22 protein-coding genes and 1 pseudogene are annotated in these 25823 nt (G+C 52.3%); 8 read left to right on the top strand and 15 right to left on the bottom strand.

The features are described 5' to 3' along the window. Positions 1 to 37: 37 nt before the first annotated feature. From HOJ08_10515 to HOJ08_10505, 3 genes are read left to right on the top strand one after another with little or no spacing between them, the layout of a single operon-like run. Positions 38 to 1087, top strand: a complete 1050-nt coding sequence (locus tag HOJ08_10515) for a cupin domain-containing protein (protein MBT5673861.1) — start codon at positions 38 to 40, stop codon at positions 1085 to 1087. A 28-nt stretch (positions 1088 to 1115) separates the two neighbouring features. Continuing rightward, the gene (locus tag HOJ08_10510; GenBank protein ID MBT5673860.1) at positions 1116 to 2441 is read left to right on the top strand and encodes a Rieske 2Fe-2S domain-containing protein; all 1326 of its coding nucleotides are present in this window, start codon (positions 1116 to 1118) and stop codon (positions 2439 to 2441) included. Next, positions 2438 to 2944: a p-cumate dioxygenase gene (locus tag HOJ08_10505; protein MBT5673859.1), complete on the top strand. Its 507-nt coding sequence runs from the start codon at positions 2438 to 2440 to the stop codon at positions 2942 to 2944. The genes HOJ08_10510 and HOJ08_10505 overlap by 4 nt, the downstream gene beginning before the upstream one ends. 16 nt (positions 2945 to 2960) lie before the next feature. Here HOJ08_10505 and HOJ08_10500 read toward each other — a convergent pair whose 3' ends face one another. The 11 genes and pseudogenes from HOJ08_10500 to HOJ08_10450 form a co-directional block, all read right to left on the bottom strand. Further along, positions 2961 to 3782, bottom strand: coding sequence for an energy transducer TonB (locus tag HOJ08_10500; GenBank protein ID MBT5673858.1), 822 nt, complete (start codon positions 3780 to 3782; stop codon positions 2961 to 2963). Beyond that, the gene (locus HOJ08_10495; protein ID MBT5673857.1) at positions 3779 to 5032 is read right to left on the bottom strand and encodes an MFS transporter; all 1254 of its coding nucleotides are present in this window, start codon (positions 5030 to 5032) and stop codon (positions 3779 to 3781) included. Before HOJ08_10495 ends, HOJ08_10500 begins: the two co-directional genes overlap by 4 nt. Positions 5033 to 5036: 4 nt before the next feature. Continuing rightward, positions 5037 to 6329 carry an MFS transporter gene (locus tag HOJ08_10490; protein MBT5673856.1) on the bottom strand — a complete coding sequence of 431 codons (1293 nt, stop codon included), beginning with the start codon at positions 6327 to 6329 and terminating at the stop codon, positions 5037 to 5039. 37 nt (positions 6330 to 6366) lie between these two features. Beyond that, entirely contained in the window at positions 6367 to 7359 is a 993-nt protein-coding gene (locus HOJ08_10485) for an ABC transporter substrate-binding protein (GenBank protein ID MBT5673855.1), read from the bottom strand. A gap of 86 nt (positions 7360 to 7445) precedes the next feature. Beyond that, entirely contained in the window at positions 7446 to 8720 is a 1275-nt protein-coding gene (locus HOJ08_10480) for an MFS transporter (protein ID MBT5673854.1), read from the bottom strand. Positions 8721 to 8816: 96 nt separating this feature from the next. After that, the gene (locus HOJ08_10475; protein MBT5673853.1) at positions 8817 to 10334 is read right to left on the bottom strand and encodes a reactivating factor for ethanolamine ammonia lyase; all 1518 of its coding nucleotides are present in this window, start codon (positions 10332 to 10334) and stop codon (positions 8817 to 8819) included. Positions 10335 to 10409: 75 nt separating this feature from the next. Beyond that, complete coding sequence (locus HOJ08_10470; protein ID MBT5673852.1) at positions 10410 to 11522, bottom strand: hypothetical protein; 1113 nt, start codon at positions 11520 to 11522, stop codon at positions 10410 to 10412. Between the two features lie 68 nt (positions 11523 to 11590). Next, complete coding sequence (locus tag HOJ08_10465) at positions 11591 to 12703, bottom strand: hypothetical protein (GenBank protein ID MBT5673851.1); 1113 nt, start codon at positions 12701 to 12703, stop codon at positions 11591 to 11593. Between the two features lie 184 nt (positions 12704 to 12887). Next, positions 12888 to 13916, bottom strand: a pseudogene (locus tag HOJ08_10460) (hypothetical protein). Between the two features lie 156 nt (positions 13917 to 14072). Then, the gene (locus tag HOJ08_10455; GenBank protein MBT5673850.1) at positions 14073 to 14858 is read right to left on the bottom strand and encodes a hypothetical protein; all 786 of its coding nucleotides are present in this window, start codon (positions 14856 to 14858) and stop codon (positions 14073 to 14075) included. 127 nt (positions 14859 to 14985) lie between these two features. Beyond that, a complete protein-coding gene (locus HOJ08_10450; GenBank protein ID MBT5673849.1) occupies positions 14986 to 15906 on the bottom strand; it encodes a CoA transferase subunit A in 921 nt (306 codons plus the stop codon). A 124-nt stretch (positions 15907 to 16030) separates the two neighbouring features. Here HOJ08_10450 and pcaF point away from each other — a divergent pair, with 124 nt between their 5' ends. Beyond that, on the top strand, positions 16031 to 17236 hold the full coding sequence (pcaF, locus tag HOJ08_10445; protein MBT5673848.1) for a 3-oxoadipyl-CoA thiolase: 1206 nt from the start codon (positions 16031 to 16033) through the stop codon (positions 17234 to 17236). A gap of 2 nt (positions 17237 to 17238) precedes the next feature. On the opposite strand, the gene HOJ08_10440 is transcribed toward pcaF, so the two are convergent. Together HOJ08_10440 and HOJ08_10435 are read right to left on the bottom strand one after the other, a co-directional pair. After that, positions 17239 to 18012: an enoyl-CoA hydratase/isomerase family protein gene (locus tag HOJ08_10440; GenBank protein MBT5673847.1), complete on the bottom strand. Its 774-nt coding sequence runs from the start codon at positions 18010 to 18012 to the stop codon at positions 17239 to 17241. Between the two features lie 20 nt (positions 18013 to 18032). Beyond that, entirely contained in the window at positions 18033 to 20129 is a 2097-nt protein-coding gene (locus HOJ08_10435; protein ID MBT5673846.1) for a 3-hydroxyacyl-CoA dehydrogenase, read from the bottom strand. A 161-nt stretch (positions 20130 to 20290) separates the two neighbouring features. Here HOJ08_10435 and HOJ08_10430 point away from each other — a divergent pair, with 161 nt between their 5' ends. After that, on the top strand, positions 20291 to 20758 hold the full coding sequence (locus tag HOJ08_10430; GenBank protein MBT5673845.1) for a DUF4863 family protein: 468 nt from the start codon (positions 20291 to 20293) through the stop codon (positions 20756 to 20758). 21 nt (positions 20759 to 20779) lie between these two features. After that, positions 20780 to 21535: a CoA-transferase gene (locus tag HOJ08_10425; GenBank protein MBT5673844.1), complete on the top strand. Its 756-nt coding sequence runs from the start codon at positions 20780 to 20782 to the stop codon at positions 21533 to 21535. Here HOJ08_10425 and HOJ08_10420 read toward each other — a convergent pair. Together HOJ08_10420 and HOJ08_10415 are read right to left on the bottom strand one after the other, a co-directional pair. Then, positions 21532 to 21975 carry an Rrf2 family transcriptional regulator gene (locus tag HOJ08_10420; protein MBT5673843.1) on the bottom strand — a complete coding sequence of 148 codons (444 nt, stop codon included), beginning with the start codon at positions 21973 to 21975 and terminating at the stop codon, positions 21532 to 21534. The genes HOJ08_10425 and HOJ08_10420 overlap by 4 nt on opposite strands. After that, entirely contained in the window at positions 21972 to 22412 is a 441-nt protein-coding gene (locus tag HOJ08_10415) for a GNAT family N-acetyltransferase (protein ID MBT5673842.1), read from the bottom strand. The genes HOJ08_10420 and HOJ08_10415 overlap by 4 nt, the downstream gene beginning before the upstream one ends. A 277-nt stretch (positions 22413 to 22689) precedes the next feature. Here HOJ08_10415 and boxC point away from each other — a divergent pair, with 277 nt between their 5' ends. Together boxC and boxB are read left to right on the top strand one after the other, a co-directional pair. Beyond that, positions 22690 to 24336: a 2,3-epoxybenzoyl-CoA dihydrolase gene (boxC, locus tag HOJ08_10410; protein MBT5673841.1), complete on the top strand. Its 1647-nt coding sequence runs from the start codon at positions 22690 to 22692 to the stop codon at positions 24334 to 24336. Between the two features lie 55 nt (positions 24337 to 24391). Next, positions 24392 to 25819 carry a benzoyl-CoA 2,3-epoxidase subunit BoxB gene (boxB, locus tag HOJ08_10405; GenBank protein ID MBT5673840.1) on the top strand — a complete coding sequence of 476 codons (1428 nt, stop codon included), beginning with the start codon at positions 24392 to 24394 and terminating at the stop codon, positions 25817 to 25819. Positions 25820 to 25823 lie beyond the last annotated feature (4 nt).

Raw genomic sequence — 25823 nt, 5'->3', positions numbered from 1 at the left:
GAAATTAAATAACGACTTAACCCTATAAGGAAGCCCAATGGCGGAACTTGGAACACTGGAAGAATTGCCCGTTGAATATCGTAAAAACCTGAACGGCAAAAATCTGCAGGCATTATGGCCCAATCTTCGGGCCTTGCTGCCCCATGGCAAGCCTGCCCGAAAGTCCGAGCCTGTTTTGTGGCGCTATGATGATATTCGCCCCTTGTTGTTACAAGCCGGTGAGCTGACCCCCATTGAAAAGGCTGAGCGCAGGGTTCTGGCGCTCAGCAATCCGGGCCTTGGCCTTGAAAATATGATGGCGACGCCCAGCATTTATATCGGCATGCAATTGATCCAACCGGGTGAAACGGCCCCGTGTCATAAACACACGCCCAGCGCCATCCGCTGTGTGGTCGAAGGTTCTGGTGGTTTCACCACGGTAGAGGGTGAAAAATGTCCGATGGAAAAGGGTGACCTGATCCTGACCCCAGCCGATACCTGGCATGAACATGGTCATGAAGGATCAGGCCCGGTGATCTGGATGGACGCGCTTGATTTGCCGCTGGTTTATTATCTTGAGGCATCTTATGCCATCGAAGGCCCATCCCAGCCGTTGCGCAATGCGCCGGATTCCTCCCAGACCCGCTATCGCCGGGCCGGTCTGGTGCCATACCAGTCCTTGGGCCGGGACCGGGCAGCTTATCCGCTTTACCGCTACCCCTGGGTGGAGGTTCGCGAATCCTTGCTGGCATTGGCCACAGACACCGCAGCCAGTGACCCGGTTTGGTTGGCTTACGTTAATCCAGAAACCGGCAAGGAATGTCTGCCGATCCTTGGCTTTTCTGCCCTAATGCTCCGTCCCGGTGAAACCCTGAATTTGACCCGGCGGTCTGCATCCGCCGTGATGCACATCATCGAAGGGGTAGGCGAAGCCGAAGTTGATGGCATCACCTTGGGCTTTGCTGAAAATGACACGTTTGCCATTCCCACCCATGCTACCGTCAAAATTGCCAATGGATCATCCAAAACCCCGGCCTTTGTGTTTGTCGTGGATGATGCGCCCTTGCAACGAAAACTGGCTTTTTATGAGGAATTTCCCGCCACGTAATGCGGGACAAAAAATTGGGGAGAGAAAAATGCCAAGCCCGGTAGTGACCACATCGCTTGATGGCAACGGATCGTTGATCATTGATAACGCCGCCGAAGGCGTGTTTCAGGTCAACCGGGCCGCCATGATTGAACCTTCAATTTTTGATGCGGAACAACGCAGGGTCTTTGACAAGGTCTGGGTTTATTTTGGCCATGAATCCGAAGTGCCCAGCCCCGGTGATTTTCGGACAAGGACGCTGGTGGGTAGGCCCCTGATCTTGGTTCATGGTGATGATGGTGTGATTCGGGCCTTCATCAATTCTTGCCCTCACCGGGGAGCAGAGGTATGCCGGGAACCCAAAGGCAATGCGAAGGCCTTTCGCTGCCTCTATCACGCCTGGACCTTCGCCAATACCGGTGCGGTGCTGAATATCCCAGATAAAGAATCTTATGGCGGTGAATCATCGAACTGTAATTTCGATCTGACAGCCGTGCCCCGGGTCACCAATTACAGAGGCTTTGTGTTTATCTGCTTTGATAAAGATGCGGTGGACCTTGAAACCTATCTGGGGCGTGCGAAGACCTATCTTGATTATGTCGCTGATCAAGGCGAAGACGGGATGGAGGTGATCCAGGGGACCCAGCTTTATTCAGCCCGGGCCAATTGGAAGCTTTTGGTGGAAAATTCCATCGATTTTTATCACACCGTCCCCCTGCACAAGACCTATTTCCAATATCTGGAAGATATCGGGGCTGATATTTCTGGTGGTGTTGGGGGAACGGGCTATGACCTTGGCAATGGCCATGGGGTTGTTTGCTTTAAGGCGGGCTGGGGCCGGCCCGTAGCGCGGTGGGAACCGGCCTGGGGAGAGGCGGAGAAAATTAGGATTGATGCTTTGCGCGCTGGCCTTGAAAAACGCCTTAGCTCAGAAGCGGCGGCGATGGTCGGGGACACAGACCGAAACCTGATGTTGTTTCCTAATCTGTTGATCAACGACATCATGGCAACAGTGATCCGGCAAGTGAACCCGGTGGCGCCTGATTATATGGAAGTAACCCAATGGGCGCTGGCCCCCATCGGTGAGCCGGCCGAGGCCCGCAGACGACGGCTGCATGCATTTAATACATTTTTGGGCCCGGGCGGGTTTGCAACGCCCGACGACATCGAAGCCTTTGAAGGATGCCAGCGTGGGTTCCATGCCTGGCGTGAAACCAATTGGTCTGATTATTCTCGGGGTTATTTTGGTGAAGAGACCCGGGCCGAAGAAGACAAGCTATCGAGCCATGAAACCCAGATCCGGTCTTTTTACAGGCGGTGGGGTGAATTGATGGCCGGGGGCGAAAACATTTCCCCGCTTGGTGGCGCATCATGAACACGCATTCCAAAGGTGGCGGGCAGGTTGAGCGTGCCGATATTGAAGACTTTCTCTATTTAGAAGCAGACCTTCTAGACAATTGGTTGCTTGATGACTGGCTGAAATTATTTACCGAAGATGCAGTTTATGAAATTCCGGCAACAGACAATCCAGATGGTCGCCCGGAAGAGACGCTGTATATCGTTGCAGATAACAGAGAAGTTCTAGAGGGCCGGGTTAAGCGTCTTCAAAGCGTGGATGCATTTGTTGAAAGCCCGCGATCAAACACACGTCGCATGATTTCCAATGTGCGTGTTGTTGGCTGTGATGATGATTGTGTAGAAATTGTTGCCAATTTTATGGTGGTCCGGATGCGCAAGGGCACCATTGATACCTATATCGGGCGGTATGAACATGTTCTGGAAGTGGGGGAGCGTGGGAATTTTCTATTCCGCCGCCGCCGCGCGGTTTTGGACCATGATGCCCTTAGGCCTCATGGTAAAATCAGCATTATCCTCTAAATTTTAAGTGTAAGCCTTAATCGGTCAGCCTGAAGACAATCGGCACTTCTGTGCGTCCCGGGCGGGCCGTGCCTGCGGTTTGTGCGGGGATAAACCGCCATCCTTGAACCGCATTGCGGGCGGCTTCATCAAGACGGTCATGGCCGCTTGATTGTTTGATGCGGATTTTTTTTGCACGACCGTCCTTGGAGACGTGGACATCCAGTAGCACCCGGCCTTCTTCACCCTGGCGGCGTGAAAGCCACGGGTATTGCGGGGGGGCATTCGAAAGTGAAGCGCCAGAAAAAAGAGGAACCGTTTCTTGATCGCTGATGATGGCCCGATTTGGTTTTTGGGCCTGATCAAGCCCGGGCGAAACACTTAAAGAATTCGATGAATAAGCAGCCAGCTGGGGTTTTGCAACGTGTTCTGGGCTTTGTAGCATAATAGCGATTTTTTCAATGGGTTTTAACGAAGCCGGCAATGTTTTCAAGGTTGTCTTCTTAGCAACATTACCTTTGGCCGCTTTTTTAATGACCGCTTTCTTTTTTGTGACTTTGGTCAAAACCTTGTTTCTAGAAACCGGTTTAACGGCTGCTTTTTTAGCCCCTTTTTTTGGCTGTATGGGTTTGATCGATGCCGTTTGTTTGGCGGTGTCTGTTACCGGCCCAGGCGTTTTGGGGGCAGCGACCAGCGATACTGCCATCACGGTCGGCAGTTCTGGTGGGGTAGATTTCCAAAACCCTTCTGTAAATGCCAGCACGCTGCCATGCAAGAGAAGTGAGATACCAGCGGCGATGACAAGCGTGCGCCCGGAATTTCCTCTATAGCGAGAAAAATTTCGGGCTGGGGTCGTCATTCACCGGCACCCGTTGGTGCGACAGATGTTTTCTTCATTGGGCCGCGTGGAGCAAGAATGGTCAGGATGCAAAGGATCATAAATCCGATGCAGAAATAGAAAATATATTGTGGTGGATAATGGTCCATCAACCCGCCCAAAAGGATCGGGGCCAACCCACCGCCAACGTTTTGGCCGGTGAAGATAAATCCAAAAACACGGCCCGTGCTGCCCTTTGGCGCAACTTCCCGAACCATCATGTCCCGTGCGGGGCGAACCACGCCATGGCAGAAACCGGCCAGCCCAAACAGGAAGACGAGCAAGGCATAATGCATGGGCATCCACACAATCATGCCGACAACAAAGATTGAAGCCGCATAAGCCATGGCCGCAAACCGGTCTTGTCGTTCAATGTTATCAGCAATCCACCCGCCACATAGAACGGCAAATGAGCTGATTAGCATATAGCCACCAACGGCAAAGCCTGCATCAACCACGGACGTCCCATGGAGCGCATGGAGTGCGGGAATAGAGAAGCTGTGCAGGCCACTGCCAGCCAGGCTGGTCATGACAAAAAAGGCAAACAGTAACAATACAGGCCGTGATGTCAGAAGCTCTTTGGTCGTGGCATCTTCTTCTGAATTTTCAGAAGGGTCTTTCTTTCTAGCCTTGGTGGCACTGTCGTTCAGGCTTGACCATTGGGTCAGCATTATAAAAATGATGGCAAAGCCCACGCCCGCTGAAATTAGCAAGGCCGTGCGCCAGTCCCAAACGGTTGAAACAAAGACAATCACAGCAGGGGCGGCTGCGAACCCCAAATGGCCCGCAAAGGTGTGAACAGAAAATGATCTGCCCATGCGCTTTTCGCTGATTGAAGAACTTAAAATGGCGTAATCGGCGGGGTGAAAGACGGCATCGCCCACGCCCGCCAAAATGACCAGAAGCATCAAGACATAATAATTACTGGCAAAGGCCATTAATCCCATAGCAGTGACCATCAAGATGATTCCGGCCATCAGAATCATCTTGGCACCAAAGCGATCAACCATGAAACCGGCTGCAATCTGTGCAACCCCGGTGCCGACATATCGTGTGGTCAGCATGACCCCCAGAAGTGTGTAGCTGATGCCCAAATCTTCGTTGAAGAAAATGAACAGTGCTGGCAAGGCCAGCATGAAATAATGGCTGAGGAAATGCCCCGCTGAGATCAGGGTAAGAACCTTTACGTCACTGCGCGTTGCCTGTGGGTCTTCAATGGTGCTGTCTGTCATAAAATTACTGAGCTGCCTCCAGTTTTTCTTGTTCTTTTCGCGCTTCACGGGCAGAACCCAAAACCGCCAACATGCAGATAATCATAAAGATCGCCGATGAGTAGAACACCCATTGCGGCATATTGAGATCAAGCATCGCTCCAAAAACAATCGGGGCTATGGTGCCGCCGATGGCTTGGCCTGAAAAGACAAAGCCGAACGCTTTGCCGATGGACCCTTTGGGGCTGGCGGCCCGGATCATCATATCCCGTGCCGGGCGGATGATCCCCTGGATTAAGCCAGCGAAGGTAAAGACGAAGACCAGAACTGTGTAGTGCAGGTCTATGGTGCCAACAAGAATGGCAACCAATGCCGTCAGGAACAGTGCAATTGATGCTGTAAGCGCGTGGCGTTTATCAAAATCAGCCAAAACTCCGCCGGCCAGCACCCCAAAGGCGGATGCGAACAGAAACCCGGTCAGCGCGCCACCGGCGGCCGAAAGGGATGTGCCATGCAGGTTGATAAGACCGGCCACAGCAAAATTCTTGAATGCGCCCGATCCCAGTGCCTGGAGTGCAAAGAACATGAACAAAAACAGCATCGGGGTGGATTTCAATATTTGGCGCACTGCCTGCCAGGTTGTCAGTTCTTTTTCAACCTCACCAATGGCGTCTTCGGCCGTATTGGTATCGACGGTGGTTTGGACTTTGTCTTTCCGCGATAAATCGCCTTCCTTGATATGGCGCCACTGGCTTAACAGGCCAACAACAATCACTGCACCAACCACCACGGATGCCAGCACCGCTTCGCGCCAGTTCCACCCCAAGGTGCCGACCATGAACAGGATCATGACAGGCGCCAATGCGGTGCCCATATGCCCGCAAAACGTATGGGCGCTGAAGGATCGCCCGATGCGGCGACTATCGACGGTTCCGTTCATGATGGAATAATCAGCGGGGTGGAAAACAGAATTGCCAACCCCGGCAATCAGGAACAAGGCACCCAGTGCCACGAACGAATGGGTGACCGATATTATGAAGTAGCTTGCCAGCATGATGGCAAAGCCAAAGACTAAAATCAGCCGTGCCCCATAACGGTCCACCAAAATACCGGCGGGCAACTGCATGCTCCCGGCACTCAGGCTTTTGAGGCTAAGCAGCAGACCCAGTGCGGTGTAGGAAACGTTCATTTCGTTGTGCAACAGCGGGATCAACGGCGGCAACATCATGGAATAGTAGTGGCTCATAAAATGGCCACCGGACACGATGCCGACTACTTTAACATCTTTTTGAAGTGTTCCTGCTGTGACATCGACCATGCAATGTTGCCTCTAAATGGGGTTTGAACCGACTGGATCAGATTTTGAACTGTCCCTGAAGGCTTTCTGGAAACAATTCCTCGATCTTCAAAAGGCGTTTTGTAATGCCTTGTTCATAATGCCATTTAAGGAAGGCCTCCAGCGTGCGGCGGTTTGGCTCTATTCCATATGGGAAAAAGTCTTCGCCCAGAAGTTTTTCTGATTTTTCCGCAACATCCGTAATCCATGGAATGGTAATGCGCGATGCTGTGATTTCATGCAGGCGTTCAATGGCCCGTTCGCGGGCCTTTAGAAAGGCCGTATACAGGTTACCCGCAACCCAGGGATTATCATTCAAAATATGCTGTTGGATGGCAATGATGTGCATGATGGGGAAGACCTTGGTCTCTTCGTAATAGGCCTGTTCGGCGGCCTGATAATCGGGGAACAGACGTTTGATTTTTGGGTGTCCTGCAACAAACGTATCGGGGGCATGGGCAGAAAATGCTGCATCCAGATCGCCGGTGGCCAGCATGTCGCCAATGGAGCGTTCCGGTTGCGGTGTCAGCTTCACACCCTTTGGCAGATTAAGCGTTACTTTTTCGACTCTTCCGGGCTGGTTCACACCGGCCTGATGCCAATCAACATCTTGCAAAGGAATGCCAACATGATCGGTCAGCCAGCCACGGGTATAAACTGATGCGGTCTGTGCCCATTCCGGGGTGCCGATCCGCTTGCCGCGAAGGTCTTCCGGCTTTTCAATGCCAGAATCGGTGTTGATATAGATGTTGGAAAGCCGAAACACGCGCGATGGAAAGACCGGCAAACCGATAATGTCGGGGCGATCACCGCCAACCTGAGCCACAAACTTGGCCAGAGACATCTCAGACACGTCCCATTCCCGGTGCAGCGTAAACCGGTAAAAGATTTCTTCGATTTCCAAATCAAGAACATTCAGGTCAATGCCTTCAACAGGCACGCGGCCAAGGGGGATGTCCCGAAAGTGATCGTAATCGGAAGTGGCAAAGGTCAGTTTCAGCTTATCGGTCATATTTTCCTCTACTTGGGCATTTTGGCCCTTGGTCTATTTTAGGGATAGTAAATGAGGCGCAAATTATTTCGCGCCTCATTTACAAGCTATTGATGTTTCGGCTTTGGCATTATCACAGAGAACATGGCAAGGCCCATAAAGATGGCCATGAGATAGAAGACCCATGCGGGTTGGTTGGCATCCATGATCAGGCCAAAGATGGCCGGGGCAACGGCACCGCCCGCGGCAATACCAGCGGATACAAAACCAAAGACCTTGCCGGTTGAACCCTTGGGGCTGGCAGCGCGGACCATCATGTCCCGTGCCGGGCGAATGATTCCCTGGACCAGACCCGCAACAACCATCATGGCAATCAGCAAGATGGTGCCCGGATGCAGCAAGGGCAGAAGCAGCATGATGACGCCGCTGATGACGAAGGCTGCCAAGGCCACCAGATCATGGCGTCCGGTGCGATCGGCAATTTCCCCGCCGATCAAAATGCCAAAGGCCGATGCGAACAGATAGGCAGACAGGGCGTAGCCAGCAATTTTTGTGGTGGCAATATCAAGACCGCCAAGACCGACAACCAGAAAGGAATGAACCCCCGACGACATCATGGTTAGAGACATGAAGAACAAGAAGAACAACAACATTGGGCCTGAAAGCAATAAGGCAATGCCCTCTTTGGGGGCATCGGCTGCTTTGTCTTTTGGTTCTTCCTTTTTTTCATCACTTTTCTTGATGGCATCATCTTGGAGGCTGTTCCATTGGGTGGTCATGGCAAACATGGTGATGACACCAAAAGAACCTGCAATCACCAATGCCATTTTCCAGTCTGTCCATGCGGCGAGCAACAAGATGGTTGCGGGTGCCAAGGCTGAACCCAGATGCCCACAAAAGGTATGGATGGAAAAGGCCCGGCCCATACGTTTGGGATTGATGGAAGAATTAAGGATGGCGTAATCGGCTGGGTGAAAGACACTGTGGCCGAGCGCTGCAATGGCAAGTAACGCGAGGATAATGCCGTAGGTGGGATTAAAAGATAAACTCAGGGCGCCCATCAAAGCCTCACCCGCAGCAGGGGCCATGCCGATTGCTCCGAAGCTGACGGACATGATGATCAGGCCAACGGTTAAAATTAGCCGTGCGCCGATCCGATCCACCATAAATCCGATAGGCACCTGCACCACGCCAGCCACTGCGTAGAGCGTTGTCATCATGATGCCAAGCTCGGTAAAGCTTAGGTCCATGTCTTGTCGGATAAACAGGAACAACGGGGGTAGGGTCAGATAATAGAAATGGCTAAGGAAATGACCGGTGCTGATAAGGCTGAGAACCTTGGCATCCTGTCGAAAATCACTGGCTTCGGCGGTGGCTGTCATCTTCTGAAATTCCCCAATTGATGATTTAATCTCTATTTTCTGCGAATTGTTATCACGTTAAACCCTGAAAGGATTTGCCGTCAAATGCCTCCGTTATCAAGTCCCCGGTGTAGAGAACAGCAGTGACTTGATCACCAGCGGCACCACGTTGGTGGGTTGGATCACTTCACCGATGTCAACGAAGTCAAATTCTTTCAGGCTGACGCCATCAACGGAGATGATTTCGGATGAAACATCACATTCTCGTGTCAGGATATTGCCCAGCGTCTTTCCGATATCGCCATCCAGCATCAAGATGATGGGTTGACCGCCCTTGATGGTTTTTGGGCAACCAGCACAAATGCCATCTGCCAATGCTTTAAGCCGGGCGTGAAGGGGATCCCCTTCCCAATGAAAGGCCAGCGCCAGTGGTGCGACACCTTCTTCATGATCATTGCGAGACAAGGCTTCAGTGATTTCTGCCGTGATTTTTGCGGTGTCAATGTCGCCGTCCAGTTTGACGTTGGGGCGCAGCACAGGAATGTTGCGAACGGGGAGAATGTCTGGATTGGAAACGTGAATGGTGTTGCCCGATACCTGGACCGAAAACTGGGATGCACCGATCACCGTGGCACGAATGCCCTGTCCTGGATCCATGACTTTGTATGGGATACGCTTGTCTTCTAAAGCCTTGGTCATGGACGTGCCAAGATATTTCCCGATGTCATTGTGGTCACCTTTTTCGCGACCATAGATGAATTCTGAAACCCCACCGGAGAAGGTGACCAGATCGGGCACTGGCCGTTTTGGCAGCGGATCGGTAACCATCAATTCCTTGGTGAGACCGGTTGGGTCAAGCTGCATGACAGCAGGAACCAGAACGTCGATCATGGAATCAACCACGGCCTGAATTTCTTCTTCCGACAATTTCTTGCCCATGGCCAGTTCAACACCGGCGCTTTTGGCATGGGCCAGTGCCGGGCCTTCAATGCGCACTAATTTTCCGTCATCATCAAAGGCAATCAGGCGACCACCAACTTCAACCGCAGCCGTGGCACGTAATTCGCCGCCATGGCACAGGCCCAGTTTTGTGGTGCCGCCACCAATATCAATGTTTAGAACCGTTGAATGATCCTTGCGCGATAGGGCGATGGCCCCTGATCCATGGGCAGCCATGGCGCTTTCCAGATGATGGCCTGCAGATGCACAAACAAATTTTCCGGATTCTGCGGCAAACAAATGGGTGATGGCCTCAGCGTTGTTTCGCTTCAATGCTTCACCGGTCAAAATAACCGCACCAGAATCGATCTGGTCACGGGTTAGATCGGCTTCCTTGTACCCACCATCAATAAATGACGACAAACTTCCCACATCAATTGTGTTGTCAGACAGATACGGTGTCAAAAGAATAGGCGAGCGCCAAAGCACTTCGCGATTAACCACCACAAACCGCGAGCTAAGTGCCGTGGTCAGGCGTTGCATATGAACTTTTGCAAACATCAGGTGAGATGTGGAGGACCCGACATCGACACCGACCGTAATCAGTTCAACATTATCCGCAGCCCAGATCACATCGGCAACTGCCTGCTGATCTTCTGGTGACATATGGCCGTGATCAAAATCTAAATCATGCATACCTAACTATTCTCCTTGTGCCGGCATCCCTTGAGGGGTGTGCCTATTTGAAACTGTGTGCCCGCAAGAGTGGGCCTATTGAAACGGTGTTTCGTCGATAAATTCGCCCATGTCGGAAGTCACGCCGGTTTTCGCAATCGCTTCCAGCCATTTTTTGTGCATGCGCGGGTTTTGGTCTTCGTATTCGATTTGACGGCCGCCTTCCTTGATGGAGGAGTCGGACTTGCCCTGAACGCCTTCGCGCCGGATTTGGCTGAATGGATACCGTCTCGATCCCATGCCGATGGCGAGATAGCGTGCGGGTTCTGGCGCGATATTGAAATGTTGGTGGAACATCCACAATGGCGGGGCATACATGACCCCATGACGCCATGGGATTTCCACAGGTTCTTCTTCCTCGTCGTACCAAAGCATGGAATAGCCCTCACCCGTGACGGCAAAAATATGAATGCCATCACCATGACGGTGGCCTTTTTTATACCGTGCCGTGGGGATTTCTGATGTGTGGGCGTGCAAGGTGCCATCGGCCAGAATAAAGGTGATATTAGAGCCGCCCGCGCCGCGTTCTTTCCACGTAATCAGTTCAAAATTGGTGAGATTAGGAACGAAGGTGGTTTCCCACATGTGTCGGCCCGGTTTGATGGCAGTGAAGTCACCATCGCCTTCGTAATATTTGGGATCACCCAACCGGTCTGCGAATGAAAAATTATTGTCAAAAATGAAGTTTTCATTGTGGAACAGGTTCATGGTCAGCGGCAGAAAATGGGTACAGGCAAATAATGCACGCTCTGAACCCGACCCATTGAAGATTTGGTAGCCAGAATTAAGGGGCAGGGCGAACAGGCTTTTTGGCCCCCATTCAAAGGAATGGCGTTCCCCATTGGGAAGCTCAATCGTGGTGGAACCGTGGCCCTCCAGGACATAGACGAAACATTCATAAAGATGTTTGATCGGCGCCGTTTTTTTGCCGGCTTCGATTTCGAGCGCATAGCAGGAACAGAAATCGCCCCGGCCCTTGACATGAATAAATGCACCACGGGCATCAAAGCGGGGCCAATCCCCCATTTCAGCACTTAAAACATCAATGCCGAAATCTTCATGGATTGGCGGGCCTTCGTTTTTGACAAAGTCGAGGTAAGGGTCGAGAAGAAATTTCTTCTCGTGATCGGTTTCCAGTATTTCTACCATTTCTCAATCCCCCCTTTCATCAACGTCTTGATTACGTGTTATTTTTGCGCATTTTTACTTCGTAAAAATTACGTGTTGCCCTTGCGAATTTTTTCTTCGTCAAAAATTTTGCCCATTTGAGACTTCACGCCATTTTTGTCAATTTCATCCAACCAAATTTTGTGGATGCGCGGGTTTTGGTCTTCGTATTCCATTTGATTACCGCCGTCTTTTAATGACGTATCGACACCCTTGTCCCAAATTTGGCGTTTGACCTCAAACAGGGGATAGCGGGTAGAGCCAAACTGTACCGCCAGATAACGCGCAGGTTCTGATGCGGTGTTGAAATGTTGGTGGAACATGTCTTCTGGCGGGGTGTAGAGCACACCGTGCTTCCAATCTACCCGTTCATATTCATCGTCGTCATTGTACCAAAACAGGCTGTAGCCGGTGCCCGATACACAGAAAACATTGGTGCCCTTGGTGTGGGCATGGCCTTTTTTATAGGTGCCCACAGGCATTTCTGATGTGTGGCAACCAATGGTGCCATCGGCCAGAATCCAGCGCAGGTTGGAACTGCCCGCGCCGCGCGCATCCCAGGATTTCAATTCGAAATTTGAAATGTCGGGAACGAAATTTGTTTCCCATTGGTGGCGGCCCGGCTTGATCGGTATTAATTCACCTTCGCCCGTGAAGTAACCGTCTTCGCCCAAACGGGCATCAAACGGGATCGGGTTTTCAAAGATGAAGGTTTCATTGCGAAACAGGTTCAGCAAAAAGCGCAAATTGTTGTTGCTGGCTAGCCGCGCGGGTTCTTGGCCGGAGCCATTGAAATGCTGATATTTGACGTTAAGCGGCACCTGGAACAGGGAATTTGGCCCCCATTCGAAGGTGCGCTTGGTGCCATCGGGCAATTCAACACTGGTGGAGCCATGGCCGGAAAGGACAAAAATCACCTCTTCGTAGACATGGTGCAATTGGTTGGATTTTCCGCCGGGGGGGATTTCAAAACAGAAGGTGGAGATGAAATCATCGCCGCCAACCAGTTCACAGATGGCCCCATCCATGCCGAATTGATCCCAAGGCTTTAATTCAAGGCTGGGAAGATCAATGCCAAACCCCTCGACGAAGGGGACGCCCTGATTTTTGCACCAGGCCAGATACGTGTCGTGCAGATAATAGTCGCCCGTAGTTTCGGACATCCATGTTCTCCTTTGCGCAGCCCAAGGCTGGGCCGTGGCATTCAAAATGTGTTGATAAGAAACGGGCCACCGGGGGCCAATGAAGGCTCCGGGGCCCGTTCTTTACAAAACCACGCCCTTAGACGGACGCTTTCATTTTTTCCAGATACGGCGCTTCATCAAAGGTGTCGCCCATATTTGATTTAACGCCGGTCTTGGCAAGTGCTTCCAGATAAATGCCATGGATGCGGGCATCCTGGCTGGTGTATTCAATCTGGTTGCCGCCGTCATCAACACTGGTGTCAACGCCACCGCCAAATAGTTTGCGTTTGGAATCTACAAACGGATAGCGCATGGAACCCAAGGCAATGGCCAGATAACGGGCAGGTTCAGCTGAGGTGTTGAAATGCTGGTGGAACATGCCGTCTGGCGGGGCGAAAACAACGCCGTGTTCCCAGTCAACGCGTTCGATTTTATCGTCCATGTCGTACCACAGCAGGGAATACCCCGTGCCCTTGACGCAGAACACGTGGAAATCAGCGCCGTGACGATGGCCCTTTTTATATGTGCCCACAGGCATTTCCGATGAATGGGTATGCATGGTGCCATCGGCCAGAATGAACTTCATGTTGGAAGAACCCGCGCCGCGTGCCTCCCAGGCTTTCAGTTCAAAGGCGCCAAGATCGGGAACGAAGTTGGTTTCCCACATGTTGCGACCGGGCTTGATGGGGATGAATTCGCCTTCACCGGAGAAATGGCTGGCTTCACCTTCGCGTTCCGGGAAACGGTAGGGATTGTTGAAAATAAATTCATCATTGTGGAACAGGTTCAACATGATGCACAGGCTGTTGGTTGTCGACAGCCGGGCTTCTTCGGTGCCGGAACCATTGAAATGCTGGTATTTGCAGTTCAGGGGCAGGGCGAACAGGCTTTTTGGTCCCCATTCGAATGTGTGCTTTTTACCCGATGCATCTTCGACCGTGGTCGAGCCATGACCAGAAATGACATAGACCACTTCTTCGTAAAGATGCTGCTGGGGGGAGGTTTTTCCGCCGGGTTCCAGATCAATGACGAAGATGGAAATGAAATCACCACGCCCAACCAGTTCAACCGATGCACCCTTGGCATCAATGCGGTCCCAACGGGTGGTTTCAACTTTTTTGAGGTCAAGCCCAAGCGACGTTGTCGAGGGGATACCTTCGTTATCCACCCAATCCCGGAAGGGATCGAGCAGGAATTTTTTGTCTTTGTCAGTCTGTAGCATTTCCGCCATTTTCATCTAATCCTTGCTTTGAACAATCATGCGCACTCTGCGGCGGCATTGTAGCACACCGGGCCACAAGGATAGAAGAGATAGAAGGGTAAAAAACGCCGTTAACGGGTGTTAATTTTACTTTTTCTTGGCTGTTTTGGCTTTACGGGCGGGTTTGCGCTTTTTCAGGGTTTTATTCAGCATATCCCCTGCATCACCAATGCCATTGAGATAAACCTCCCAGATGGCTAGATTCTGCTCTGCCAGTTCCAAAAGCCGGTCTTCCATGTGGAGTGATTTGGCGTGTTTGGCCAGATTTTTCCAGCCAAGATCGGAATGGATTTCATCGGCTTCGTTATGAATTTTAAAGAATTTCAGGTCTGCGTCGGTCATATGCGGGAACAGCTTTTTCCAACGCAGCCGTTCAATGCCCAACCAGCCATGATTTTTGAAGGTGCCCTTGCCATAGCCCTTCAAATTGGTGCGTTCAGACACGACATTGGCCAAAAGGCCTTCCAGCCAATGGCAATTGCCCATGACTCCCATCCAGGCATTCCACGCCAACTGGGTGGTCGGCAACGGTTTGGCGTTGCGCAGCTTGGCGCGGGACATGCCGGCTTTCACGCCAACATTCTCCAGCATCAGCCAATGGGGCAGGCCGTCGCCAAATTCGTCATCGGCAATTAATTCTTCGGTGCACGCCCCAAGAATGCGCATGCGGGTTTCCCAATCCGGTGTGTTGGTCGCTACCTTGAGCTTCAGCACTGAATTGCGCTGGCGCGTGTTCAGGCGATGCTGTTCGCAGAACATATAGGCGCGGCCCTGATTGTAGGGCTCATTGATGTAGCGTACCCGGTTGCAGAAATTATCGAGGATGTTGTCCAGATCTCGGATAAATCCTTTGGCTTTTGTATCGCGGGGCATGGTGGGAAATATCCTTATCTAAAATGGGGCGTCAAACGATTGGACGATCTTCAAGTGATAGAACGCAGAGCGCTATATCACAAACACAAAAAAGGAATAGCATCTATCTCTTTTTGGTATAGCCATCTCAGGTGGCAGCATAATTGGCGGGCGCTGACGGGCTTTGGCCTTTTATTTTTAACGCATCAATCCGGTCGCCCAGTTTTTCCAAATAGGCATCATGGCCAGCAAGGTTGAGCACCCATTCATCCAGCCATTTGAGGAACCCGTCCCGATCCCGGGATGCCAGCCGATACGCATCAAAGAAATCATTATCGCGCTGCCAACGCCCGGTCATGGGGGCGGGGTGTATCCCTGCAGGCACATGACAAACGGCACTAACCAGATGGCCCGGCACCAAAACCCGAGATGGATCAGAGGCAATGACATCGCCATCGACGATTTCATCGGCAATGATAATGACCGTCTCAGCCCCAAGGGCGGCTTCTTCCGCCAATCCACGACTGCCCCAATGGTGGCAATTACCCGCCTCATCTGCGCGTTGCACGGCGATTATGGCAACATCGGGTATCAGGGGCGGCACCAGAACCACCGGCTCATCGGGGTTAAAGGGATTTTTTCCCATTTTCAGATCATCGTTTGATTGAACAATATCAGACCCCAAAAGCGATCGCATGGGCACATAAGGCAGGCCGTTGGCCCCGGCAAACAGGGCCATGCCCAGAGACAGGTTGGAATAATCGCTGATGGTGATGGCATTGGGGACAGATTGTTCGACGGCGCGGCGGTAATTATAGCCAAGCCCGCCCAGCATATTGCCAACCCAGGCACCGATGATGCCGCCCACACAGCCCGCACCGATCAACATATCGGACGCCGCATCGGAAATAGGCGCAATCACCCTCAGGTCGCGCTTTGCTTGGCGAATAATTTCATAGACCGCGCAAAAGGGAATATCAGGCTCTAGCCCCGCCCCAATGACAACGGAACTGCCGTTTTTGACGATGCGATCGATGGCATCGGGTAGGGGGCAAAGCTTTTGGGCCATCATTTTTTTCCAACTGAGCCTTCGAATTGGTGGCAAGTTCTTCTATAAGGGCTTCTATCTTGGTTGTGAATGTAATATAGCGCACGCTTCGTGCTGTACAGCAGCCCATAAGCTTTGGAGATTGATCGTGGACGCTTTTATTTGTGATGCCATTCGTACCCCCGTTGGCCGTTATGGTGGGGGGCTTGCCCAGGTTCGCCCTGATGATCTTGCGGCCCATGTCATTAAAGCCCTGATGGAACGCAACCCATCCCTTGATCCAGCAGCCATTGATGACGTGATTCTGGGCTGTGCCAATCAGGCGGGTGAAGACAATCGCAACGTTGCCAGAATGGCCGGACTTTTGGCAGGCCTGCCTGAAACAGTATCGGGCTCAACCGTGAACCGGTTATGCGGTTCTGGTCTTGATGCCTTGGGGCTGGCGGCACGCAGCATCCGTTCAGGCGACACAGATTTGATGATTGCAGGCGGTGTTGAAAGCATGTCGCGCGCCCCGTTCGTGATGGGAAAGGCCGAAACGGCGTATTCCCGGGCAGCGGAAATGCACGATACCACCCTTGGCTGGCGGTTCGTCAATAGGATTATGAAAAGCCAGTATGGTGTTGATTCTATGCCAGAAACTGGAGAAAATGTTGCCGAAGATTTCAACATCAGCCGCGAAGACCAGGATGCCTTTGCGCATCGGTCCCAGCAACGCTGTGGCGCGGCCATGAAGTCCGGGCGATTTGCCAAAGAAATCGTGCCGGTTTCCATTCCACAACGGCGCGGTGACCCCAAAATTGTTGATCAAGACGAACATCCCCGCCCCGATACAACCCTGGAAGTGCTTGCCAAACTGGGCACGCCTTTTAGAGAAGGCGGCACCGTTACGGCGGGCAATGCCAGTGGTGTCAATGATGGGGCGGCGGCCCTGATTGTGGCATCGGAAGATGCCGCTAAAAAGCACGGGCTTACCCCGCGTGCCCGCATTGTTGCCATGGCGGCGGCGGGTGTTCCGCCCCGGATCATGGGCATCGGCCCGGCACCTGCGACAGAAAAGCTGCTTGCACGCACCGGGCTTGGCATCAAAGACATCGATATCATCGAGCTGAACGAGGCTTTTGCCAGTCAGGGTCTGGCGGTTATGCGCCAACTTGGCCTTGCCGATGATGCGGAACACGTTAATCCCAATGGCGGGGCCATCGCGCTTGGCCATCCTTTGGGGATGTCGGGGGCACGCATTGCCTTGACGGCCACGCAAGAACTGCACGAACGCGGCGTTAATCGCGCCATTTGCACTATGTGCATCGGCGTTGGACAGGGCATTGCGTTGTTACTGGAAAGGGTCTGAACTTAATCAGACTTTTTTGTATAATCCGGGCTGCGTTTTTCAGAAAAAGCCTTTGCGCCTTCTTGGTGTTCCCATGCCGGGAAACGCGTGCGCTGCATTTTGGCTTCGGCCTCAAGGGCAGCTTTCAGGCCATTCAAGTCTTGCAGCATTGATTTAACCGCTTTTGTGGCCTCGACTGGGCCGTCATTGAACCGGGCGGCTTGATCCACTGCGGTTTCCAGCGCTTTTCCATCTTCGGATATCGTATCAACCAGGCCAATGCGATGGGCTTGCCCCCCATCAATGCTCCCGCGAGACAGGATTAAACCTCGTGCTTTTGTGGCCCCAATGCGTTGGGCAAGGGTAAAGCTCAAGCCCCAATCGGGCCCAAGGGCCAGGCGCAGAAAGGAAAATGTGAACTGTGCGCTTTCATCGGCCACCACCACATCACAAAGACATGCCAGGCTGACACCGGCCCCTGCGGCATGGCCAGAAACGGCAGCAATCAAGGGTTTTGGGAATTGGGCGATCAAAGTGGCGGTTTTGGCAACATCCCCCATGCGTTCATCAATGACATCAAGGTCGGTCTCACCCATGGTTCGGATATCACCGCCGGCACAAAAATGCCCGCCAGCCCCCGTGATTACAACGGCTTTGACGGATATATCGCTGCGAAGCGTTTCAAGGGCATCGCGCAATTGGCCCCTGGCATCCGCCGTCAACGCATTGCGCAGCTTTGGATTATCAAGGGTTAAAACGGCCACGCCGTCACTGGGAAAAGCAGTCGTGATGGGCATGGTCTTGATGGTCCCGGTAATCAGGCGTTAAGGCTGGCGAAATCCTTGCCGGTTTCGACAAGGTTTACAAGCAGCGAAGCGGGCTTCCAAAATGCCGGGTCTTCTTTTTCGAAGGTCTTGATGGCATCGAGAACCTTGGGCAACCCAATCAAATCTGCCGTGCACATAGGCCCGCCCCGCCAGCGTGGGAAGCCATAGCCAAAAACTTCAACCATATCGATGTCTAGCGGCCGTTTGGCAATGCCTTCGGCCAGTATTTTGGCCCCTTCATTGATCATGGCATAAAGGATGCGATCCTGAATTTCCTGGGGGTCGAATTCACGGCGCGTGATGTTCTTTTTGCTCGATTCTTCTAAAATGATCTTTTCGGCATCGGGATTGGGTTCATATTTGCCATTGTCATAGACATACCAGCCGCTGCCAGTTTTCTGGCCGAAACAGCCCGTTTCACAGATGCGGTCAGCAATGGCAACGTAGCGTTCATTGGGATCGCGATCGGGTGCTTGGCGCTTGCGCGCAGCCCAACTGATATCAAGTCCCGCCATATCCATGACCCGGAACGGCCCCATGGGCAGGCCCAATCCTTCGACGGCTTTGTCCACATCTGACGGCATGGCGCCGTCTTCGATCATGTAATCGGCCTGTTTGCGCATTTGGGCGAGGATGCGATTGCCGATGAACCCATCACAGACACCGGATAACACGCCAACCTTGCCGAGCTTTTTGGCAAATGCAAACCCAGTTGCTAAAACATCGTCGCTGGTTTTGTCGCCACGGACAATTTCCAGCAATCGCATGACGTGGGCGGGGGAGAAGAAATGCAATCCAACCACGTCTTCGGGGCGTTTGGTGAATGCAGCGATTTGATTGAGGTCCAGATATGACGTGTTGCTGGCCAGAACAGCCCCCGGTTTCATGGCCGCATCCAGCTTTTGGAACACGTCTTTCTTAACGTCTAAATCTTCAAAGACCGCTTCGATGACAACGTCTGTATCGCTTAATTCAGAATATTCAGTTGTTACTCTAAATCTTTTTAATAAATCAGTTTTTTGATCTTCTGTCATGCGGCCACGGCTGACGTAACCATCCAGATTTTTGGCAACATTGGCTTGGCCCCGGGCCACGGCATCTGCGTCACATTCGATCATGATGACGTCAAAGCCTGATCGCAGGACGGCGACGGTGATGCCAGCGCCCATGGTGCCCCCGCCAATGATGGCGATGGTTTCAAGGGTTCTGGGTTTTGCATTCTCTAAACCCGGCACTTTGGATACGGCGCGTTCTGCAAAAAAGGCATGGCGAAGGGCTTTGGCCTGATCAGAATCGCGCAGTTTCTGGAAAATTTCCCGTTCTTTCTTTATGCCGTCCTCAAAGGGCAGTTCCACGGCGGCTTTGACCGCATCAAGGGCCATCAACGGGCTGAGTTGGCCCCGGGCCTTGCCCGCCAGCTTTTTTTGTTGGGTTTCAAAGAAATCATCCGCCGGTTTTGCGGTTTCCATGGCGGAAATCCGGGGCAGGGGATCGCCAACGGCTTTGCCCGCAAAATTAATGGCGAAATCCTTGATATCATCGTTTTCGCCATCGGTGACGCCATCGATAATGCCCAATTTAAAACCTTCTTTGACGCCTGCATGGCGGCCGCTTGAAATCAGATCAAGGGCCGCTTCAACGCCTGCTAACCGGGGCAAACGTTGCGTGCCGCCAGCACCGGGAATAAGGCCCAAAGTCACTTCGGGAAGGCCAACCCGGGCTTTAGGCCCGGCAATCCGGTAATGACAGCCAAGGGCAATTTCCAATCCACCGCCAAGTGCGACGCCATTAATGGCGGCAACCACCGGCTTTTCAGAATTTTCAATGGCTGAAATGGTTTCTGGCAGGCTGGGGGTCTGGGGCGGCTTGCCAAATTCACGGACATCGGCCCCGGCTATAAACGTGCGCCCATGGGCGGCAATGACCGCAGCCTTGACGGTGTCATCGTCATTGATGGCCTCAATGGCTTCTTTCAGTCCCTGGCGGACGGCCTGAGAAATGGCATTAACCGGTGGATTGTTGATGGTGATGATGGCAACGCCATCTTCAATCTCGACCGTGATGACGGCATCTTCTTGCTGGGTCATTTTTGTTCCTGAATTTTGCGAGCACCTGGCCCCGATTGGGCTATTTGGAGGCCAATATCTATATATATTTGAAGCCCACCGTGCAAGCCGCTGTACCCTTGCAATGGATGTTCTATAATCCGGTTTTTAAACAGATCACCATTTGGAAATGAGGGAATACCATGAGCAAGGCAACGTTTGAGGGTTTGATGGCAACCATTGCAGACAAGATTTCAGAGAAGCCCGTCGATGATTCCCTTGTGGTTTTTCTGAACGAGACCTTCCCCGCAGATGGGGACGTGTTTACAGGCGTTGAGGCTTTGTGCGCATCGGGCGAGGCCGAAGGCTGGATTTGTGAGCGTGAAATGGGCGGGATTAAGTTTGGTCGGGTGATCAAGCAAGACACCGTGGCCGGGAAATTCAGCGTCGATGTGGTGCGTATGGAAAACGTCAAAGGCCCCCATCATGTCCATCCCACCGGAGAAATTGGCATGATTATGCCGGTTTCCGGCGACCCGAAACTCGATGGAAAGGGACGGGGCTGGTATGCAGACCCCGCAGGCAGCGACCATTGGCCAACGGTCGAAGGTGGCGATGCCTATGTTTTGTATCTGTTGCCCGATGGCGCCATCGAATTTACCGGCAAATAAAGGGCTATCCCCACAGCTTTCATGGAAAATTCCACCCAACAGCGCTTGATCATCGCGGCCGCCCGCGAAATTTCAGACGGTGATGTGGTGTTTGTTGGCATGCGCCTGCCGATCATTGCCTTTGGCGTGGCACGGCTGACCCATGCGCCCCAAGCGGCGGGAATTTTTGAATGTGGCATTGTTCGCAATGCTCCGGCTGATGAGATGCTCTACACCATGGGCGATCCCGGCAATCAAAAGGGGGCAGCGTGGACGACCGGTTTAATTCAGGTGATGGGGCAATTACAGAAAGGCCGGGTTGATACCGGTTTTATTGGCGGCGCTGAGGTCGATCGCTTTGGCAACATCAACACGTCTTATATTGGGGATTTCAAAAACCCTGCGGTTAAATTGCCCGGTTCCGGTGGCGGTGCCGATATTGCGGCCATGGCCAAGAAATTGTTGGTGATCATGACCCATGAAAAGCGCCGTTTGGTGGAAAAAGTATCCTATGTCACATCGCCCGGGTATCTGGATGGTGGGGATGGGCGCGCTAAAGCAGGGCTTTCACAGGGTGGAACGGCGGCGGTCATTACGGACCGGTGTATCATGCGCCCCTATGGTCCGGATCACGAATTGCATGTGGTTGGCCTTCATCGGGGCAATCGGTTCGAAGATATCCATGAGAATACCGGTTGGGATGTGAAGGCATCCCCGGAAATTGCCGAAATTGCGCCGCCCAGTGCTGCAGAACTGGCGGCGTTGGCCGAGGTTGACCGGGATGGATTCTGGAGCTAAACGCCGGCTTGGCTTTGCGCAGTTTCGTGGGCTTGTTGCCAGTCGATGGACTTGATCAGGGTGGCAAGGGTGATGGATTTCAGCGTTGCGATGGCAATTTCATCGATTTCATGAAGCACCCGGCCAAGGGCCAGACCAATATCCGTTTCATCAGAAGGGGATGGCAATTCACCGCCTTCCGTGACGATGTCCCCGAACAGATCAATCACATCAAACAGCGATGTGCGTTTGGCATTCCCGGAAAAGCGATAGCCACCACCAACGCCGCGCACGGCTTCGACCAGACCTGCGCGGCCCAGATCACGCATGACCTTGGCCAGATGGTTGACGGAAATGCCGTAAATTTCTGCAATTTCCCCGGTTGATACCTTTCGTCCCGGTTCCCGGGCGAGTTCCAGGATGGCAAAAAGGCCAAACAGGGTGGCTTTTTGAAGCTTCATGTTGCCTCCGCCCTTTCGGCCTCGGTTTCATCTCCGTTTTGATCAAGTGGCATTTCAAGCTGAATGAATGAGCCGCCTGTCATGCCGTGGCTTCTAAAAAATGACATGTTCAAATTGTCATCGCGCGCCAGCATGGTGCGGACAACTTTTACGCCGCTGGCCCGAATTTCTTTGCTGATGGCTTTGAATAAATGCGTGCCAATACCAATTTGACGGGATTCTGGATCAACGCCGATGGCAAAAATCCACCCAGCAGGGGGGGAGCCAAATTCCCAGGCGCGAATTTCTCCAATAATGAAACCGGCTACTTTTCCATCGACCTCGGCAACCAGAAAATATCGGTCTGTGCGGGTGCCATATTGTTTAAACATCCGCTGCCAATAGGCCAGTTTGGGCACGCCAGTGATCTTTGCATCCAATGCACTGACCGCATCCATGTCTTCAGATCGTGCGATATGTACTTTGCAGTCAGGATCGTTATCCAATTGAATTAATACCCTTATTCTTTACGACATGGTTATCAAAAGGTTTACAAATGATGCTTTTTTCAGTGTTGTTAATTTGTTGGTTGACACCTTGGACCCCAATAGGATAATTGTAAACAGGTATTACGGTACTTATTTAAGTTTTTAGCCCGGATTTTTCTCGCGAAGCCTCAATAGGAGCGCGCAAAAATCCCAAACAAGCACAAAACAAGCAGTAGGTGGAGACCCAATGATCGACTTTCAGACACACCCGGATCAATACAAGCACTGGAAACTGACCATCGATGGTTCAGTGGCAACAATCGCCATGGATGTTGATGAAGATGGTGGCCTTAAACCCGGCTACCAGTTGAAGCTGAATTCATATGACCTTGGCGTCGATATTGAATTGTATGACGCAACCCAGCGTTTGCGGTTTGAACACCCCGAAGTGGGTGCGGTCATCTTGACCTCTGCCAAGGATAACGTGTTCTGCGCCGGGGCCAATATTAAGATGCTTGGCCTTTCTGCCCATGCGGAAAAAGTTAATTTCTGTAAATTCACCAATGAAACCCGCAATGGTCTTGAAGATGCCACCAGCAATTCGCGCCAAACCTACCTGTGTGCCATTAACGGCACCGCTGCGGGTGGTGGCTATGAAGTGGCACTGGCCACCGATCACATTATGCTGGTTGATGATAATTCTTCCGCCGTGTCTTTGCCGGAAGTGCCGCTTTTGGCGGTGTTGCCCGGTACCGGGGGCCTGACCCGTGTGGTGGACAAGCGCAAGGTGCGCCGTGATCACGCTGACTTCTTCTGCACCCTGACCGAAGGCATTCGCGGCGAGCGCGCCGTTAAATGGAACCTTGTGGATGAAATCGTTCCGCGTTCCAAAATGGATGAAACCGTCGCTATCCGGGCCAAGGAATTTGCCGCCAAGACCGATCGCCCTGGTGACGCAAAGGGTGTCGAATTAACCGCGCCCAACCGCAAAATCGAAGATGGTTCTGCCACCTATGACAATGTCAGTGCCGAATTTGATCGCAAGCTTAATCTGGTGAACATCACCGTCAATGCACCGAAACAATCCGTGCCGAGCAATCCTGTGGACATTCATGCCCAGGGCGTTGATTTCTGGCCTCTGGCCCTTGCCCGCGAACTTGATGACTTGATCTTGCACCTGCGCACCAACGAGCCTGAACTTGGCCTGTGGGTGTTCCGCACGCAAGGGGACGCCGATTTGGTTGCCGAAGCCGACAAGGTTCTGGCTGATAATGCCGATGATTGGCTAGTGCGTGAAGTCAGCCTGTTTTTAAAGCGGGTCCTAAAGCGCATTGATGTGACCTCGCGTTCCATCATTACCCTTGTTGAACCGGGCAGTTGTTTTACGGGCACCTTGGCTGAACTTCTGTTCGCCGCTGATCGCAGCTTCATGCTTGATGGCGTGATGAAAGAGGGCGATACCCCTGCAACGGTGCGGCTGACATCTGCCAATTTTGGCGACTATCCGATGTGCAATGATTTGACCCGGTTGCAGACCCGTTTCTTGGACGATGACGCCAGTGTTGAAGCGGCAAAGGCCGCCATTGGCAAAGACCTGGATGCGGCAAGTGTTGAAGAACTGGGTTTGGTGACGTTCATCCCCGATGACATCGATTGGGAAGATGAAGTGCGTGTTTCCATCGAACAACGGGTTGCGATGTCGCCAGATTCTCTGACCGGCATGGAAGCAAGCCTTCGCTTTGCTGGTCCGGAAACACTTGAAACAAAAATCTTTGGCCGGCTTTCCGCTTGGCAGAACTGGATCTTCCAGCGTCCAAACGCCGTTGGCGCCGAAGGTGCATTGAAGCTGTTTGGTTCCGGAAAGCGTGCCGGCTTTGACATGAACAGGGTTTAAACGAATTACATCCACATTTTTAGAACATGGTTTTTAATAAAAAGGGAGTTGTGACATGGCTAACATTGACTACGACGAGAGAATTCCCAATAACGTTAATCTGGTTGGGGACCAACGTCTTCAGCGTGCGCTTGAAGACTGGCAGCCCAAATATCTGGACTGGTGGAAAGATCAGGGCCCGGAAAACAGTCTCGCGAATGATGTCTATCTTCGCACCGCCATCAGCGTCGAACCTTCGGGTTGGGCCCATTTTGGCCATGTGAAAATGCCTGATTATCGCTGGGGCATTTTTCTGGCACCTGCTGTTAAAGACCGCAAAATTGGTTTTGGGCAGCACAAGGGTGAAGATGCATGGCAGGAAGTTCCCGGTGAATACCGTTCAGAATTGCGTCGCTTGATCGTGACCCAGGGTGATACGGAACCCGCATCCGTTGAACAGCAGCATAAACTTGGTGCAACGGCACCGTCGCTTTATGACCTGCGTAATCTTTATCAGGTCAATGTTGAAGAAGGCCGCCATCTTTGGGCCATGGTCTATTTGCTTCAGGCTTATTTCGGCCGTGATGGTCGTGAAGAAGCAGAAGCGATGCTGCAACGCCATGCTGGTGATCCTGACAAGCCGCGTATTTTGGAAGCCTTTAATGAGCCGACCAATGATTGGTTGTCCTTTCACTTCTTCACCTATTTCCAGGACCGTGATGGCAAGTTCCAGCTGTCGGCTCTGGCTGAATCGGGCTTTGATCCTTTGGCGCGCAGTTGCCAGTTCATGCTCACGGAAGAAGCCCATCATCTGTTTGTTGGTGAAAGCGGTATTTCCCGCATCGTCCAGCGCTCATGTGAGATCATGAAGGAAAACAACCTGACCGATCCTGCGGATGTTCGTAAATTTGGTGGCATTGATCTGCCGACAATCCAGAAATGGTTGAACTTCCATTTCTCGATCTGTCTTGACCTGTTTGGCCAAGAACTGTCCACCAATGCCGCTACTTATTACACCATGGGCATCAAGGGCCGTTACGAAGAAACCAAAATCGATGATGATCACGTTCTGACCAATGACCTGTACAAGGTTCCTGAAATTAAGAACAACACAATCGTTGATGTGGAAGAACCCGCACTGAACGCCATCAACCAGAGGCTTCGGGATGACTATTACACCGATAGCCAGCGTGGGGTTGATAACTGGAACAAGATCATGATCGATCATGGTGTCGACTTCCAGCTGGTCCTTCCCAACCGTGCATTCCATCGCAACATTGGCCCCTTCGCGGCCGTTAAGGCAAGCCCAGACGGCATGCTGATCACGGAAGCCGATTGGGACACGCGTCATGGCGAATGGTTGCCAACACCTGCTGACCGGGAATTTGTAGAATCCTTGATGAAGCCGGTGACGGAACCTGGCAAGTTTGCCAATTACATCGCACCGCCTTCGCGTGGCATTAATCGCCAGCCCGTGGATTTTGAATACGTGAAAATCCACTAAGCCA

This window comes from Rhodospirillales bacterium (genome assembly GCA_018666775.1).
In the GTDB taxonomy this organism is placed as follows: domain Bacteria; phylum Pseudomonadota; class Alphaproteobacteria; order SMXQ01; family SMXQ01; genus JABIXC01.
The sequence above is the reverse complement of the archived record's forward strand: the minus strand, read 5'-3'. Positions and strand labels throughout refer to the sequence as shown.

Bases quoted from the DNA above. Each gene is read 5' to 3' on its own strand.
- HOJ08_10450 (MBT5673849.1), bottom strand. From the start codon at position 15,906: ATGGCCCAAAAGCTTTGCCCCCTACCCGATGCCATCGATCGCATCGTC.
- HOJ08_10435 (MBT5673846.1), bottom strand. From the start codon at position 20,129: ATGACCCAGCAAGAAGATGCCGTCATCACGGTCGAGATTGAAGATGGC.
- boxB (MBT5673840.1), top strand. From the start codon at position 24,392: ATGGCTAACATTGACTACGACGAGAGAATTCCCAATAACGTTAATCTG.
- HOJ08_10470 (MBT5673852.1), bottom strand. From the start codon at position 11,522: ATGGTAGAAATACTGGAAACCGATCACGAGAAGAAATTTCTTCTCGAC.
- boxC (MBT5673841.1), top strand. From the start codon at position 22,690: ATGATCGACTTTCAGACACACCCGGATCAATACAAGCACTGGAAACTG.
- HOJ08_10465 (MBT5673851.1), bottom strand. From the start codon at position 12,703: ATGTCCGAAACTACGGGCGACTATTATCTGCACGACACGTATCTGGCC.
- HOJ08_10440 (MBT5673847.1), bottom strand. From the start codon at position 18,012: ATGCCCATCACGACTGCTTTTCCCAGTGACGGCGTGGCCGTTTTAACC.
- HOJ08_10485 (MBT5673855.1), bottom strand. From the start codon at position 7,359: ATGACCGATAAGCTGAAACTGACCTTTGCCACTTCCGATTACGATCAC.
- HOJ08_10510 (MBT5673860.1), top strand. From the start codon at position 1,116: ATGCCAAGCCCGGTAGTGACCACATCGCTTGATGGCAACGGATCGTTG.
- HOJ08_10480 (MBT5673854.1), bottom strand. From the start codon at position 8,720: ATGACAGCCACCGCCGAAGCCAGTGATTTTCGACAGGATGCCAAGGTT.
- HOJ08_10455 (MBT5673850.1), bottom strand. From the start codon at position 14,858: ATGCCCCGCGATACAAAAGCCAAAGGATTTATCCGAGATCTGGACAAC.
- HOJ08_10415 (MBT5673842.1), bottom strand. From the start codon at position 22,412: ATGGATGCGGTCAGTGCATTGGATGCAAAGATCACTGGCGTGCCCAAA.
- HOJ08_10420 (MBT5673843.1), bottom strand. From the start codon at position 21,975: ATGAAGCTTCAAAAAGCCACCCTGTTTGGCCTTTTTGCCATCCTGGAA.
- HOJ08_10425 (MBT5673844.1), top strand. From the start codon at position 20,780: ATGGAAAATTCCACCCAACAGCGCTTGATCATCGCGGCCGCCCGCGAA.
- HOJ08_10500 (MBT5673858.1), bottom strand. From the start codon at position 3,782: ATGACGACCCCAGCCCGAAATTTTTCTCGCTATAGAGGAAATTCCGGG.
- HOJ08_10475 (MBT5673853.1), bottom strand. From the start codon at position 10,334: ATGCATGATTTAGATTTTGATCACGGCCATATGTCACCAGAAGATCAG.
- HOJ08_10505 (MBT5673859.1), top strand. From the start codon at position 2,438: ATGAACACGCATTCCAAAGGTGGCGGGCAGGTTGAGCGTGCCGATATT.
- HOJ08_10515 (MBT5673861.1), top strand. From the start codon at position 38: ATGGCGGAACTTGGAACACTGGAAGAATTGCCCGTTGAATATCGTAAA.
- HOJ08_10430 (MBT5673845.1), top strand. From the start codon at position 20,291: ATGAGCAAGGCAACGTTTGAGGGTTTGATGGCAACCATTGCAGACAAG.
- HOJ08_10495 (MBT5673857.1), bottom strand. From the start codon at position 5,032: ATGACAGACAGCACCATTGAAGACCCACAGGCAACGCGCAGTGACGTA.
- HOJ08_10490 (MBT5673856.1), bottom strand. From the start codon at position 6,329: ATGGTCGATGTCACAGCAGGAACACTTCAAAAAGATGTTAAAGTAGTC.